At 65.6% G+C, this 15,402-nt stretch carries 13 protein-coding genes; 10 read left to right on the top strand and 3 right to left on the bottom strand.

The window, feature by feature from the left end:
* The first annotated feature begins 47 nt into the window (after nt 1-47).
* The 4 genes from EEB19_RS11650 (at nt 48) to EEB19_RS11635 (ending at nt 4,631) form a co-directional block, all read left to right on the top strand.
* Nucleotides 48-1,286, top strand: coding sequence for a CdaR family transcriptional regulator (locus EEB19_RS11650; RefSeq protein WP_187586348.1), 1,239 nt, complete (start codon nt 48-50; stop codon nt 1,284-1,286).
* Nucleotides 1,287-1,423: 137 nt separating this feature from the next.
* The gene (locus EEB19_RS11645) at nt 1,424-2,893 is read left to right on the top strand and encodes an MFS transporter (RefSeq protein WP_187586345.1); all 1,470 of its coding nucleotides are present in this window, start codon (nt 1,424-1,426) and stop codon (nt 2,891-2,893) included.
* A 59-nt stretch (nt 2,894-2,952) separates the two neighbouring features.
* Nucleotides 2,953-3,681, top strand: a complete 729-nt coding sequence (locus EEB19_RS11640; RefSeq protein ID WP_262365598.1) for a transporter — start codon at nt 2,953-2,955, stop codon at nt 3,679-3,681.
* Between the two features lie 68 nt (nt 3,682-3,749).
* Entirely contained in the window at nt 3,750-4,631 is an 882-nt protein-coding gene (locus tag EEB19_RS11635) for an NAD(P)-dependent oxidoreductase (RefSeq protein WP_187586343.1), read from the top strand.
* 9 nt (nt 4,632-4,640) lie between these two features.
* Here the strand turns inward: EEB19_RS11635 and EEB19_RS11630 are convergent, their stop codons facing one another.
* From EEB19_RS11630 to EEB19_RS11620, 3 genes are all read right to left on the bottom strand, one after another.
* Nucleotides 4,641-5,759: a Zn-dependent alcohol dehydrogenase gene (locus EEB19_RS11630; protein WP_187586341.1), complete on the bottom strand. Its 1,119-nt coding sequence runs from the start codon at nt 5,757-5,759 to the stop codon at nt 4,641-4,643.
* 106 nt (nt 5,760-5,865) lie between these two features.
* Complete coding sequence (locus EEB19_RS11625; RefSeq protein ID WP_187586339.1) at nt 5,866-7,383, bottom strand: class I adenylate-forming enzyme family protein; 1,518 nt, start codon at nt 7,381-7,383, stop codon at nt 5,866-5,868.
* Complete coding sequence (locus EEB19_RS11620) at nt 7,380-8,546, bottom strand: saccharopine dehydrogenase family protein (protein WP_187586337.1); 1,167 nt, start codon at nt 8,544-8,546, stop codon at nt 7,380-7,382. The genes EEB19_RS11625 and EEB19_RS11620 overlap by 4 nt, the downstream gene beginning before the upstream one ends.
* A 127-nt stretch (nt 8,547-8,673) precedes the next feature.
* Here EEB19_RS11620 and EEB19_RS11615 point away from each other — a divergent pair, with 127 nt between their 5' ends.
* The 6 genes from EEB19_RS11615 to EEB19_RS11590 all read left to right on the top strand — a co-directional run bounded on the left by EEB19_RS11615 (nt 8,674) and on the right by EEB19_RS11590 (nt 15,031).
* Nucleotides 8,674-9,366, top strand: coding sequence for a TetR/AcrR family transcriptional regulator (locus EEB19_RS11615; RefSeq protein WP_187586335.1), 693 nt, complete (start codon nt 8,674-8,676; stop codon nt 9,364-9,366).
* Nucleotides 9,367-9,636: 270 nt separating this feature from the next.
* Nucleotides 9,637-10,728: an alcohol dehydrogenase catalytic domain-containing protein gene (locus EEB19_RS11610; protein WP_187586333.1), complete on the top strand. Its 1,092-nt coding sequence runs from the start codon at nt 9,637-9,639 to the stop codon at nt 10,726-10,728.
* 40 nt (nt 10,729-10,768) lie between these two features.
* Entirely contained in the window at nt 10,769-12,196 is a 1,428-nt protein-coding gene (locus EEB19_RS11605; RefSeq protein ID WP_187586331.1) for an APC family permease, read from the top strand.
* Between the two features lie 58 nt (nt 12,197-12,254).
* Nucleotides 12,255-13,298 (top strand): dihydrodipicolinate reductase, encoded by a 1,044-nt coding sequence (locus tag EEB19_RS11600; RefSeq protein WP_187586329.1) that lies wholly within the window; start codon nt 12,255-12,257, stop codon nt 13,296-13,298.
* Between the two features lie 8 nt (nt 13,299-13,306).
* A complete protein-coding gene (locus tag EEB19_RS11595; RefSeq protein WP_187586327.1) occupies nt 13,307-13,510 on the top strand; it encodes a hypothetical protein in 204 nt (67 codons plus the stop codon).
* 69 nt (nt 13,511-13,579) lie between these two features.
* Entirely contained in the window at nt 13,580-15,031 is a 1,452-nt protein-coding gene (locus EEB19_RS11590; protein WP_187586325.1) for a gamma-aminobutyraldehyde dehydrogenase, read from the top strand.
* The last annotated feature ends 371 nt before the right edge of the window (nt 15,032-15,402 follow it).

The raw sequence follows: 15,402 nt of genomic DNA, 5'->3' as shown, positions 1-15,402 counted from the left end.
CTGCCGGTTCGCTGACGTAGGCCGCCGACGCGAGAAGACTGATGAGCATGACGAGGTTGACTCAACTGTGGCCCGACCCCTCCGAGTCGGTGGCACGACTGATTCGCGATCTGGCGAAGGATCTCCTCGCGCGGTTGGACGAGGTCATCATCGAGCTGACCGCGGCGTCGACGGAGGACCCGCGATACCAGATGATCGCCGACGACCCGGTGCTCGCCGACGCCGACGCCCAGCTGGTCGCCTCGCTCATCAAACACTGGTTGACGTCCAACATCGCCAACCCGGGACGTCGGGTACCGCCGTTCGGCGGCAGTGAGATGCGGACGTACGCCCGCGATGTGGTGTTGCGCGGCATCGTCATCGACGACATCGGCGCCTGGCGACGGGTCGAACGTGTCTTCTGGAAGTGGTGGCTGACCGCGTGCTTCACGGTCACCGACGACCTCGAGGAACTTCGTGAGTTGTGCGAGGTATCCGGGAACACGCTCACTGCCCTCTCCGACGACGCGATGGCCGAACTGGTCGAGTACGTGCAGCAGACGCGGACGGAACTCGCCGGCGGATCACAGCTGCAGCGGTACGCCACGGTGGAGTTGTTGCTGCAGGGCGCAGAGGTTGCCACGGCGCGCGCCGAGGAACAGCTGGGGTATGCCCTCACCGGATCTCACATCGGCGTGGTGATCTGGGTCGAGTCCGAGGACGATGTCGTGTTGCTCGAGCGTGCCGCCGAACAGGTGATGTGTTCGTGCGGCGCCGATCGTCGTCTCACGGTGGTCGCGGGAACAACAGCGATGTGGCTGTGGATTCCGGCGGCGGCGACTCCACCGCCTGCGGTTCTCGCAGACCGCCTCCGCGGTCTGCGACGCGTGCGCGTGGCACTGGGTCGTCCGGCGAAGAGTGTCGCCGGATTCCGGCGAACTCATTTGGATGCAGCTGCGGCACAACGCCTCCTGGCCCGGTTGGACTCTGCGCTGCCCATCGTGCGCTACGAGGACGTCCAGCTGGTCGACCTACTCTCCGCCGACGTCACCGCTGCCGATCGGTTCGTCGCCGACGTCCTCGGCGAACTCCTCGACGCCAGTCCCGTACTTCACCAAACAGTGCTCACCTACGTCGAGGAAGGACTCAACCGGACGAGCACCGCTGAGCGGTTGTACACCCACCGCAACACCATCGACCGTCGCCTGGCCCGAGTCGACGAGCTTCTCCCGAAGCCCTTCGGGCACAACCCCACCGAGGTGACGGCCGCTCTCACCCTGCTACGCGTCCGCCGAAGCAGCACATGACCTGACGCATCGTCGTCTGATCATCGTCGTGGCACGACGTCGCGACGACCCCGTCACGGACACCGCGCCCGTTCTGCGCGGCCGGCCTCGCAACCCTGCATCACGAGGCCTCCCTTCTCTCCTCAAGGAGAATTCCCATGTCAGACAGCCTCACGGTGCCCGGAGACCTTGCCGGCGGCAACACCGTCGAACGGTCACGTCGGCTCCTGCTCATCGGTGTCGCCGCACTCATCGTCATCTTGACCAATGCGGTCACCTTCCTCCTTCCACCGCTGCTGCCCGTACTCCAGGCCCAGTATCACGTGACGTCGGTGTCCGCGGTCACCTGGATCTTCACCCTGCTCACCCTCGGTGGCGGCGCAGGCTTCGTCGTCCTGCCGAAACTGTCCGACGTCATCGGCGACCGCAGCACCGCCGTCATCGCATGCGTCGCGTTGACCGTCGGTGCAGTGGTGGCGGCGGTGGGTGACTCGTATCCCGCGATCCTGGTCGGTGCCGCGGTCATGGGGTTCGGCGGCGCCGCGCAACTGCTCCCGCTGGGATTTCTCCGGCGGACGTTGGGCGAGGCGGGACTGGCCATCTCGGTTGCCGTGCTGGTGGTCGCGACCGGCGTCGGCATCGTCGTCGGCATGATCGGCGGCGGGTTCATCGTCGAGCACCTCTCGTTGCGCGACTTCTTCGTCATCCTCGCCGCATGCTTCGCTCTCACGACGCTGGCGACCTACGTCGTGCTCCCGCGTTCGGCGTCAGGAGACAAGGCCGAGGGCGGTGTGGCGATACTCGGCACAGTGTGGTTGATCGTCTGGGTCGGCCTCCTCCTGCTGGCGCTGACCCAGGGCCTCGTGTGGGGCTGGGGAGCGTTGGTGACGCTGGCCGTGGCTCTCGTCGCGGCCGTGGCGTGGGTGCACTCGCAACGACGGTCGTCGAACCCTGTCTTCGATCGGGCGCTCTTCACCGCGCCGTATGTCGTCGTGTCGTCCGTCGTGATCGCCCTGATCGCAGCTGTCAATGCGGCTTTTCTCGTGCTGCTGAGCACATTTGCGCAGACCGACCCGGCCTTCCTACCGACATCGGACGCGTACGGTCTGGGCCTGAACGCTTTGCAGACCGGTGAACTGATGGTGCCGTTCGCGATCACCTTTCTCATCGGTGGCGTGGTGGCCGAGCGTCCGCTTGCCGCTGGGCGAGGCCCGTCGGTCCTGATATCGGGAGCGATGCTCAGTGCCGTCGGTCTGGCTCTGCTGGTGGTAACCCACGACCAGGCGTGGAGCTATCTCGTTGCCGCCGGCGTGATCGGATTCGGTTGCGCCATAGTTTATTCTGCGTGTTTCGCACTGGTTCAGAATGCCGTTGACGAGCGCGAGGCCGGCATGGCGGGTTCGATGGTCGGTACCGCCATGGCAATCGGATTCGCCTTCGGGTCCGCGCTCATCACTTGCGTCCTCGGTTCATCGACGATCGCCATCCCGGGCACCGACATCCAGGTTGCGAAAGAGGGTCTGTTCGGCGTGAGCTATGCGATCTCGATCGGTCTCGCGGTGCTCATCGTGTTCGCGGTCGGGGTCTCGACGATACGGAGACGGCAAGCGGCGACACTGCCTGCGTAGACGATGCCCAAACATTCACTGACAACAGGTTTCACCCTCATCCCAAGGAATCTTCAGACATGAAAGACGTAATCTTCCTACTTTCCGACGTCTGGCTCATCGTCGCCGGCTTCGTGTTCGGATGGAAGTTCATCCGCAACTACAGCAACCATCTGCTCGGGATCGAATGGATGATCGTCGGGGTATCGGCCACCAACTTCTTCATCGGTTCGCTGCTGGGCTCGACGGGCGGCCTCCCCTTACAGATCTCGTTCTTCCTCGACGCGTTCTCGCGGTCATTCGGCTTCACGGTGATCCTCGTCGTGGGCCTCATGGCCGTGACGCATGGGTACAAACCGCCGCTTGCCGTCGAGATCGGCCTCTTCGGGATCACCATCGCGGCTGCGTTCCTTTTGCGGCCCTTCCACGATGACACGCTCCATGTCGGCCCCGCGACGTTCTACCTCGTGATGAACCTGCTCACGACGCTGTTCCTGGCCTACTTCGCCACACGACTGTGGTCGGCCGGATTGCGAGGCCTGGCCGTCGCCACCGGCGTGGTCACGATCGCGGCGACGGTGATCGCCATCGCCTATGACTTCGCCCCCTTCCCCTTCGACGACGCCGATCGCACCTTCTTCTACACCGCGGCCCTGGCGACGTGGGGAGCGCAAGGCGCCGTCTACTACTACGCCTACCGCGCATTGCACGCCCATAACGAGGCCGCCGTTGCCAACGGCGTTCCTCGCGCCCAGCGGCGCCGTCACGAGGACGGCACCGTGGCCGGCGAGCAGCGTCGGGTTCGCTGACCCATCCCCACCCACAGACCCACGAACACCACTGTCGTCGACTTCATTTCCGAACGGAGAGCCACATCATGCCTACTGAATCACTGTCTGCGAACTCCCCCACCGTCGCCGTGCTGGGAATGGGGAACATGGGCTCGGCCATCGCACGTGCGCTACTGGCCGCTGGACGGACGGTGGTGGTGTGGAACCGAACCCCCGAACGTGCCGATGCCGTGATCGCCGAAGGTGCAACAGCAATGACTACCGTCAGTGCGGCGGTGCGGGCCGCACCGGTCACGATCGTCTGCTTGAGTTCGTCCGACGATGTCCGTGCGGTCTTGGACGAGGTGGCTGACCAGGACGTCGCCGGTCGTGCGGTCATCAACGTCACGAGTGGTACGCCGGCGGATGCGCAGGCGCTGAGCGACCGGGCGAGCACGGCGGGCATCGGGTACCTCGATGGCGTGATCGGCGCCTATCCCGAACAGATGGGCACCGCCGAGGCCCTGATCATGGTCTCGGGCGCCCCTGAGCTGTGGGAGACCTATCGTGATGTCGTCGTCGCCGTCGCCGGCAGGTCAACTCACGTCGGCGACGAGGTGGCCGCCGCCAACGTCATCGATGCCGGCCTCACCGGTGCGTTCTACATGTCCAGTCTCGTCTCGTTCATCGAAGCCGTGCGCTACATGAACGCCGTCGGCGTCTCGAATGACGCGGTCGCCGAGCTCGTCGCCTATGCCACCGGGGTCTTACAGCACCAGATGCTGGCCGCACTGAACCACATCGACGAAGGGAACCTTGAGACCGATCAGGCGACGATCACGGTCTTCGCGAACGCGTCGGCGGCGTTCGCGGAGGCGATGGGGACGGTGGGCGAGGCAACCATGATCGAGGCGGCGGCCGATATATGTCGCCGCGGAGTCGAGGCCGGCATGGGCGACCAGGATCTATCCGCTCTCCACAAGCTGTGACTCGGCCGATCAGTACGTGATCACCGTGCGGATACCGTTGCCGCGCTTCATCTCCTCGAACCCATCGTTGATCTCACCCAGCTCGATCACGCGTGTCACCAACGAATCGAGGTCGATCCGCCGGTGGAGGTAGTGGTCGACGAGGTTCGGAAAGTCGATGTCGGGCCGACTGGAACCGTAGTTGGATCCGACGAGCGACAGTTCTTGATCCGACATGACGAAGGGATCGATGGAGACAGTCACGCCATCGGCGACCTGCCCCGCGACGACGGCCCGTCCGCCGCGCGCAAGGGCGCCGTAGGCGGCTTCGATGGTCTGTGGCAGGCCGATGGCCTCCACAGCGACCTCCACGCCGCGTCCACCGGTGATCTGATCAATCCGTTCACTGAGTTCCTCAGTGGCGGTGTTGATCACGTCGTGAGCGCCGAACAGCCTGGCTTGCTCTAGTTTTCGGTCAGAGATGTCCGCCGCGATGATTCGGCGCGCACCGACGAGCCGAGCACCCTGCACGGCATTGAGCCCGACCCCTCCGCACCCGATGATGAGCACCGTATCGGTCGGACGGATCGCCGCGGTGTTGACCACGGCACCGATTCCGGTGGTGACAGCACAGCCCACGAGTGCCGATTGCTCGAACGGGGCGGCCGGGTCGACGGCAATGGCCGCCGATTCCGGCAGCATCGCGTACTCGCCGAACGTCCCGAGGCCGGCGAAGCTGTAGACCTTCTCATCATCGGAGGATGTGATGCGGGTGCCACCGTCGAACGAGACATGGTTGGCCGAATGCTCCGCAGCCTTGTCGCACAACACCGGTCGACCGCTGACGCAGTACCGGCATCGTCCGCATGACGGGGTCCACGACAGCACCACGTGGTCGCCTGCTTCGAGGTGGGTGACGCCGACGCCGACGGCTTCGACGACGCCCGCACCTTCGTGGCCGAGGACCATCGGCGTCGGCACACCGTCCCACTCACCGACGATGACATGCAGATCGCTGTGGCAGAGCCCGCTCGCCTTGATCCGCACCAACACTTCGCCCGGGGGCGGCGTGGACGGTATCGAGACCGTCTCGACGGTCAAAGGCGTGTTCGGCGAGCGGAAGACGGCGGCCTTGAACTCGATGGTCATGGTTGTTCTCGCTTCTGTGGGGTGGTCGGCTCTGGGTGTCGAGCCCAGGCCGGGTGGATGAGCGTCTTGTCCCTGAGGCGGCACAGGCATCGACGTGGGCGACGTGTCAGCGTGATGTCTGGTCTCGGCCCAGGTCCGCACGTAAAGCGCGGCGATCGAACTTGCCCGAGGCATTGACCGGCAGCCTGTCGCATGTCACCCATGTGTCGGGAATGGCGTAGTCGGGCAGTGTCGTACGGAGGAACGAGCGAAGATCGTCGACATCGAGCATCGCGCCGTCGCGGAGTTCGACCGCGGCGGCAATCCGTTCGCGCAGGATCTCGTCCGGGTACCCGAAGACACATGCGGCGGCGACGGTGTCGTGGCGAGCGATGTGCGACTCGACGACTGTGGGCATGATCTTCTCGCCGCCGCGGTTGATCACGTCGTCGACGCGACCGTGAAGCCACAGGAGACCGTCGGCGTCCATGCGTCCGACATCCCCCGTCCGCAGCCAGGGTCCGACGAGCTTCGTCGCCGTCAACTCCGGCGCGTTCCAATAGCCGAGCATGCGAGTCGGCCCGGACAACCACACCTCGCCGGACTCCCCCCGCTCGACGTCGCGTCCGTCGTCGACGACTCGGACCTGCACTCCGGGCAGTGGTTTGCCGGCGGATTCGGCTGCAGTAGAGGCGAGCTCACTCGGCAGGACGGTGCAGACCGACGTGAACTCAGTCAGGCCGTAGGCGTGTGCCAGCGCCAGATGAGGCCACCGTCGGTGCAGTTCGTGCACCCATGCCTCGGGAATGGCGCTACCGCCGTACATGATTGTTTGCACGCCGGCAAAGATCGCGTCGGCGTCGCTGTGCAGCATGAGCATGCGCAGCATGCTCGGCACGGCGGCGAGGAATGAGGCAGGGCGAGCGATCAGTTCGGCGGCGGCATCGTCGGTACGGTATCTCCGCAGCAACCTCGTGGTTGCTCCCGCGGCGACCATGTGTGCCAGCTGATCGGCGAAACCGGTGTTGTGGAAGATCGGCACGATCACCAGGGTGCTGTCGTCGGGACCGGTGCCGAAGTACCCTGCGAACTCGTGCGCATACACCGACAGCGCGGATCGAGACACTGTGGCGCCCTTCGGTGTACCGGTGGTCCCCGACGTGAAGCTAATCAGTGCGGGTGCGTCGTCGAGATGATCTTTGTCGTCGGCGACACCGTTCGACTGCGGGCCGACGCGCAGTGCGTCGACCACGGCGGCGAGCTCCACGCAGTCCACTCCATCCAGCGATGGGATCTCGGAACGTGCGTCGAACAGAACGACTGTCGCCTCCACCGCACGCACCTGTTGCTCGATCTGGGACTGCGCCAGCCGGGTGTTCATCGGAACGACCACCGCCCGCGCTCGCTGACAGGCGAGGAATGCGACGACCCAGTGCAGACTGTTCTCCCCGAGCAGCACGACGCGGTCGCCCACCCCCACGCCTCGGTCGTGCAGGTCCGCGGCCAACCTGGTCATCGTCTGGTCGAGCTCCGACCAGGTGACAGCGTCGCCCGCGCACTCGACGGCGATCCCATCAGATCGCACCTCGGCCCAGTGACCGACGGCGCTCGACAGCGTGCGCCGGTTCGACACCGCGGTTGTCATGACGGTGCCGAACCGGCGGGAGACTGGATCCCCGGACCAAAACCGCCCAGCGCGAGCCCGATTCGCTCATACTCGCGCAGAGTGAACTGCCACGGGAGCACCTCCGGACCCCAAGCACCCGCGGCCGGAGGCTCACGCAGTGCGGCGAGGACCGCAACGGCGGCGCCCAGTCCCGTGCCGCGGGACATCGGCGCGTCATCGAGCACTGCCAGCGAGCCGAGGACCTCCGCTCCGCCCGCACCGGCCGATTCGCGGAACACCTGCACCATCAACGCGGTCAGTGCCACACCCTCGTCACCGCGAGCTGCGGCATCGTGTCGCGCCCACATCATCTTCCACAGGAACTCAGCCGGTTCGATGTCATGACCCGCGACGTCGACCGCGAGGTCGTGGTATCCGAAGCCGATGCGACCCAGGGTCGAAAAGGCCGCATTGGCCCACGCAGGCCGTAGTGATCCCTTGCAACTCGCGGTGGTGAGACGAGGGTAGTAGCGGGCCAGCGTACGCGGTTCCGGATGAGCTGTGTCGTACGCCTCGATACGGCCCAGCGGCTCCGGGAAGTCGAACTCCGCTGCGGTCTCCGGAACGAATCCGGGAGAGTCGATCCACTGACCGCCGGACCATACCGGGCACGGGCTGACGGCCATGTGAAGCATGTGTCGAAGAGGGGCGAGACCGCCGGGGTTGCGTTCGTGCGTTGCCCAGACCACCTGGACACCGTCGGCGTCCGGATGCTCGTCGAGCAGCCGTGCAGCGCACCAGTTCGTGACGCCGGGCGACCAGCCCGCACCGGTGATCAGCGCGACGCCGGCCGCTGCGGCATCCGCGTCGAGCGCCAGGACACTGTCGGTCGCCTCCAGGTCGTCGCCGATGTCGATATAGGTGATGCCCGACCGCAGAGCGTCGTGAGCAAGACTCCCCGAGCCGGCGAAGAAGGGGCCGGACATGTTGAGCACGAGGTCGAGTCCAGACAGGTCCACCGACTCCGCCGAGACGTCGACGACTCGTCCGCCGACCCGCTGCGGATCGAGCGCCTCGGCGCGAGCGAGGGCCTCGGGTGCTCGATCCATCGCCAGGAAGCGCGCATCGGGCATCTGCTCCAACAAGATTCGAAGCGCCGCGCCGCCCATCTGGCCGACGCCGACAATTCCCACAGACACCATGGCGAAGCTCCTTGATCAAACGAACGAATATTCGTTAAGCTAGCGTCCATCGCCACCGCCGTCAACAGTTGGTCGCCCCGTTTCCGTTCCGTCTGTCCGTTGTGGAGGTCGCGGTACTGTTGCGCCTATGCGGCCGGCCGAAGGAGGAGACATCGCATCGACAGCGGGGGTCCGGCCTGCTCGCGCCGCACGTTCGGCAACCGGGAACCAGCAGGAAGAGTTCAGCAGCCTCGAACGTGTCTTCAACAGGAACGTCGGGCGAGAGCGCATCCTGGCCGCAGCGGTCACCATCGTCGCGACCCGCGGATTCGGTGCGTGCACCGTTCGCGAGGTGGCCCAGGCGGCGGGCATCAAGGCACCCGGCCTGTACAGCCACTTCCGCTCGAAGGAAGAGATCCTGACCGAGGCCGTCTCACGCGTGCTGGCCGATTTCACCGAGAACGCGGCGGCAATCGAGCGCGGTAGCCCGGAAGAGGAACTCCGCGACACCGTTCGTCGGCATGTTCTCTATCAGATACAGAACGTCCACCTCGCTCGCGTCGCCGACATGCTCCTCGACACCGCCTCCGCGGGCGACTTCGTCTCGCACGACGACTACGAGCGACTGGTCTCACAGCAGCGCGACTACCTGGAGTTGCTCGGTCGACGAGTGGCCACGTTCGCTCCGACACTTCCTGCACCGCAGGTGAACGTCGTTGCCATGGCGATCCTTGCGATGTGTGATCGGGTCGCGATCTGGTACGACAACGATGGTCCGTTCACGCCGGACGAGGTGGCGGACCTGCACTGGCAGCTCGCCCGTCGGATGGTTGCCGAGTAGGCCCGGCGCTCTCACCACCACCCGTGGCATGCGGGGCGGAGCGATCCATGCGCCTCATGGCGACTGCGATCCGCCCCGGTGGGTGCACTATGCACCGCCGCTGACAGCGATTGGTTGAGAAGTGCTGTAGCTGTCGAGGGCTACGACCGGCGATGGTGAGAGCCACACCACTTTTCGCATTCCGATCTCGATGCGCTGATCACTGCCGGCCCCCGGTGCCCGAGCGCGAAAGTCGTACCATCCGCGCCGGCAGAGAAGAGGAACAGGCCCATGCGCGCTGCGCTGTTCACCGATACAGACACCCCGGTCGACATCGTCGACGTCGACCTGCAATCCCCCGAGGCGAACGAAGTACGGATCCGTATCACGGCCGCAGGGGTCTGCCATTCCGAGTTGCACCTCATCCGGGGCGAGTGGGAGGCGCCCGTTCCGCTCGTCCCAGGACACGAGGGCTCCGGGATCGTCACCGAGGTCGGCCCCGGCGTGGCGCACCTCCACGAAGGCGACCACGTGGTGCTGTCCTGGAATCCCTACTGCGGAGAGTGCCGTGAGTGTGTCGCAGGTCGTGAAACCCGTTGTCACAAGGTGGCATCGGTCATCAACGCCACCGGCACCCTCCTGGACGGCACGAGTCGACTCAGCATCGACGGCACCCCCATCCACCACTACCTCGGGGTCTCGTCGTGGGCCGAAGAAGTCGTCGTCCCCGCGACCGGTGCGATCAGGGTTCGCGACGATGCGCCGCTCGACGCGATCGCACTGGTGGGCTGCGCGGCAGCGACCGGCGTGGGCGCCGTCGTCAACACAGCGCGGGTCACACCGGGCTCCACGGTGGCCGTGATCGGTTGTGGTGGAGTCGGACTCAATATCGTGCAGGGCGCGCGCATGCAAGGTGCGGAGCGGATCATCGCCGTCGACCTCTCCCCGGATCGGGCGGAGTTGGCCAGGACCTTCGGTGCCACCGATGCCGTCGGCAGCGCCGTTGCCGCCGAGGCGATCCGAGAGCTCGAGCCACACGGCGTGGACTTCGCGTTCGACGCGATCGGACACGTCACCACCACCGAAGCAGCGATCAACTCACTGGGCTTGGGTGGCGCCGCGGTGATCGTCGGCCTCCCTCCGGCCGGGGCGACGGCGTCCTTCGAGCCGCTCGCTCTCGCCGAGATGGATGCCCGCATCCTCGGCTCCAACTACGGCAGCATCCGCCCGCAGTACGACATTCCGAAGCTTGTCGATCTCTACATGACCGGCGAATTGCTCCTCGACGAACTCATCACCGCCCGCCGGCCGCTCGACGAGGTCGCCCAGGCCGTCACCGACCTCGCCAGCGGCGCTCAGCTCCGACAACTGCTCATTCCCTGAGCGCACCCGCGCCGACCTGGTCACCGAGAAGGAACATTTCATGAGTACAACGACCGCCGAGAACTCCCCGCAATCCCGCGAATCCGGGCGTCTGTCCGGCACACTGGGAGCCTTCTCGATCTCACTGATGATCATCGCCGGCGCCGCACCCCTGTGCGTCGTCGGCGGACCGATGGCCCTCGGCCTGGCGCTCGGCAACGGTGCCGGCCTCCCGGCGGCGTATCTGGCCACGCTTGTCGTACTGCTCCTCTTCGTCGTCGGGTTCACCACCATGACGCCGTTCGTCCGGTCCGCGGGCGCCTTCTACTCCTACGTGCACGCCGGCCTCGGCCGCGCGGCCGGGATCGGCACCGGATACCTGGCCATGCTGTCGTACACCTGCATCTACGTCGGGCTGTACGTCCTGCTCGGCATAGGGGCCAATGGACTGGTGGAGTCCTACGGCGGCCCTTCGATGCCCTGGTGGGTGTGGGCTGCGGTGGGACTGGCGATCATCTCGTTCCTCGGCTACCGGAACGTCGAGGTCTCCGGAAAGGTGTTGGGCGTCCTGCTCGCCGCAGAGGTGGGCCTCGTCCTCGTGCTGAACGGCTGGATCATCCTGGCGGGCGGCGGTCCGGAAGGCCTGTCACGCGGGGTGTTCTCCGTCGGCGAGATCTTCAGCGGGGCTCCCGGAGTGGCGCTCATCTTCGCGGTCCTCAGCTTCATCGGGATCGAAGCGGCCGCGGTCTTCCGCGACGAGGCTCGCGACCCCGTCCGCACGGTGCGTCGTGCGACGATCATCTCGGTGACCGTGGTCGGCCTGTTCTACGCGATCACATCGTGGGCGGCGATCAGCGGTGTCGGTGACAGCAAGGTCGTCGCGACCGCGGCTGCCGACCCCGAGGGCTTCCTGCCGTCGATCGCGTTGCAGTATCTCGGCGGCGTCGGCGCCGACCTGGTGGTGCCGCTCTTCGTCACCAGCACCTTCGCGGCGGCACTGACCTGGCACAACATTCTCGCCCGCTACACGCTGTCGCTGTCGTCGCGCGACCTGCTGCCGGGCCGCCTGGCCGCGGTGCACCCGAAACACGATTCGCCGCACCGCGGTTCGATCGCCGTGATGGTCGTCGCGGCCGCCATCATGATGCTCAGCGTGGCCATCAGGCTCGACCCGATGAGCCAGCTGTACACCTGGACGTCGGGGTTGGGGTCGATCGGATACATCATCCTTCTGGTCCTGACATGCTCAGCCGTGCTGGCCTTCTTCCGCCACGAGTCCCATGGGGCCTCGGTCCTCGGAGCCCTTGTCGCACCGCTCCTCGGACTGGCCGGGCTTCTGGTGATCCTGGTCGTGATGCTCCTCAACCTCGATCTTCTGGCGGGCGACAGCAAGGGCGTATCGATCGCCATCATCGTGCTGCTCGTCGGCGCCTGTGCACTCGGCCCGGTGATCGCGAGGATGCGACCCACCGCCGGGCAGGAGCAGTGACCGCCGTCGACGTCTGTCCGGTCGATCACCGTCACCATCACCCATCACTACCCAAGGAATGACGTTGGCACACACCATCGTGCTGGTCGGCCTCGGTGCCACCGGCCTCGCCATGGCGCAGTCACTGCTGCGACGCACGGACGTGGACATCGTCGGTGCGGCCGACCGCAACCCCGCGGCCATCGGCGCCGACCTCGGCACACTCGCCGGGCTCGGCGCGCGCGGGGTCACCGTCATCGAGGATCCCGCAGGACTTCCCGCCGCCGACTTGGCGATCGTGGCCACGACGTCAGATCTGGAGCAGGTCGTCGGCACTCTCGTGCCGTTGCTGGAACGGTCCTACAACGTCATGAGTATCTGTGAAGAGCTGTCCTACCCATGGGCGAGTCATCCGGAGCTCTCCCGGCGCCTCGATGAGACCGCCAGGGCGCACGGCGTCACCGTCGTGGGCACCGGGGCGAACCCCGGCGTGCTGATGGACACCCTGCCGCTTCTGCTCACCACACTGACCCAACGTGTGGATCGCATCTTCATTCGTCGGAGGACGAATATGTCGCGCTACAACGCGATTCTGTCGAAGTTCGGCTTGGGTTTGACGCCAGATGAATTCGCCGACGCGAAGGACTCCGGCGCTGTCGTCGGGCATTACGGATTCGAACAGGCCATCGGTGCACTCGCAGCCGGTCTCGGCTGGTCGCTGGATGCGGTCGACGTCGGCCCGGTGACGCCCTCGCTCGTCAGTGACACCGTTCGCGTCGGCGAGCACGTCACGATCGAGCCCGGCCGGATCGCGGCTGTCACCCACGCCGCACGCGGCATGCTCGGTGGCCGAGCAGTGATCGATCTGGAGATCATGTTCGGCTTCTTCGACACGGGTGACCGGCTCACCGCTGGGGACGACTACCGTATCGAGGGCTCGGACCAGGTGATAGCGCTCTCCGCCCCGATCGGATTCGAGTCCTTCATGAGTACGATCGCGGCAGCGGTGAACGTCGCGACAGCGGTCGTCGATGCGCCCTCTGGGTTCCTGTCCATGGGTGATCTGCCCACGAAGGAAGTGGCATCCAAGGGCTCTCGCCTCCGTGCACGGGGGTCACGGTGACGCACTCGATGTCTGCACTGAATCCGGTCTGCTTCCTCGATAGGGCGGCGGCACATCATGGCGACAAGGTGGGTGTGATCGACGGCGCTCGATCGCTGACCGTTCACGGTCCCGGACCGGATCGAGTCCACCTCGCCCCCAAGACCACGACCGGAAAGATCCAGAAGCTCGAACTCAAGAGCCGGTTGGCCGCCGATACACGAACGAACTGACGTTCCTGTCCCCGAATGCATATCGCTCAACGACATCACCATTCCGACAACAACCACAGGAGGATCATCATGCTCGACACGACCGACTACAGCGCCAAGAACCTGATCAACGGCGGGCTCGTCGACGCAGCCTCCGGAGAACTGCTCGATGTCATCGAGCCGGCCACCGGAGAAGTACTGGCACGTGTACCCGCGAGCGGTGCGGACGACGTCGATGCGGCAGTGACCGCGGCCGAGCAGGCGTTCCGTTCGTTCAAGCGCACCACCCCTGGTGAGCGCGCAGAGATGCTGCTGACCCTCGCCGCCAGGATCGAGAAACACGCCGAGCACCTCGCCTACTTGGAAGCACGCAACGTCGGCAAACCCATTCCCGTAGCGCGCGAGGAACTTCCACTGGTGGTCGACAACCTTCGGTTCTTCGCCGGGGCCGCCCGCACGATGGAAGGACGCGCCGGTGGCGAGTATCTGCGGGGCTACGAATCCTACGTGCGACGCGAGCCGATCGGCGTCGTCGCCGGCATCGCCCCGTGGAATTACCCGCTCCTCATGGCAACCTGGAAGATCGGTCCAGCACTTGCTGCCGGGAACTGCAGTATCCTCAAGCCGTCTCGCCAGACGCCATTGACCGCCCTCTACGTCGCCAAGCTCGCGCAGGACATCTTCCCCGCCGGGGTGTTCAGCGTCATCTCGGGCTCGGCCTCCGACATCGGCGATCAGTTGGTAGCCGACCCCCGCATCGGACTGGTCTCGCTCACCGGCGACACCAGCACGGGTCGCCACATCGCACGGGTCGCCGCCGACCACGTGGCACAGACCCATCTCGAGCTCGGTGGGAAGGCGCCGGTCATCGTTCTCGACGACGCTGATCTCGACGCTGCGGTCGCCGGTATCGTGGCCGCCGGGTTCGCCAACAGCGGCCAGGACTGCACCGCAGCCTGCCGGGTGATCGCCACCCAGGGGATCTACGACCGCCTGCTCGAGGCCCTCATCCCCGCGGTGCAGGCCATCAAGGTCGGAAATCCCACCGACAGTGACGATCCCGACAAGGGCGATCCGGAGATGGGCCCGCTGATCTCCGCCACTCACCGCCAGTCCGTCCTCGACGTCTTGGCCAAGACCGACGGCACGATCGTCGCCGGCGGCAACGCCCTGCCCGGCGACGGCTACTTCCTCGAGCCCACAGTGGTGGCTAACCCGAGCCAGAACGATTTGATCGTACAAACGGAGCAGTTCGGACCCATCGTCTCCGTGCAGTGTGCTGCGGATATCGATCAGGCCTTCGAGTGGGCGAACGACGTCGAATTCGGTCTCGCATCATCCATCTGGACGAAAGACATCACCCATTCGACACGGGCGGCCCGCGATCTCGACTTCGGCTGCGTGTGGGTGAACGATCACATGCCGATCTTGTCCGAGATGCCGCACGGAGGCTTCAAACAGTCCGGATATGGCAAGGACATGTCGATCTATGCGCTCGAGGAGTACACGCGTGTGAAGCACGTGATGACGAAGACGGATTGATCGATGTCCTTTCACTCCACGGTCGAGGCCGGTCGACGAACCTCCTCGCAGCGGTAGCATTCCGTCTCGGTGAGCGCCACACGAAGCTACGGCTACCGAAGAACAGGTCCCTGAACGAACTTCGCGAACCTCGACTTGGTACCCGAGGTGGGTGCGCCGGGCCTATCGGGTCGGCACAATGTCGTCCGGGGTGCCATCGTGGGTCGCCTCTTGTCGCGCTCTGATCGATTCTGTCGGTGCCATGTCGTAGTGTTGTCATCAGCAGGAATGAAGAAGACGAAGCGCGCCCCGTGTCCATCTGCCGGCCCGTCGCACAGAACACGTGAGACACCTGAGTCCTGCTGTCCTGTTCTGTCATTCGGGAGGCCGCC

This window comes from Gordonia sp. OPL2 (assembly GCF_003797825.1).
Lineage (GTDB): Bacteria > Actinomycetota > Actinomycetes > Mycobacteriales > Mycobacteriaceae > Gordonia.
Note: the sequence above shows the minus strand (reverse complement) of the source record. Positions and strands in the feature narration are given on the sequence as shown.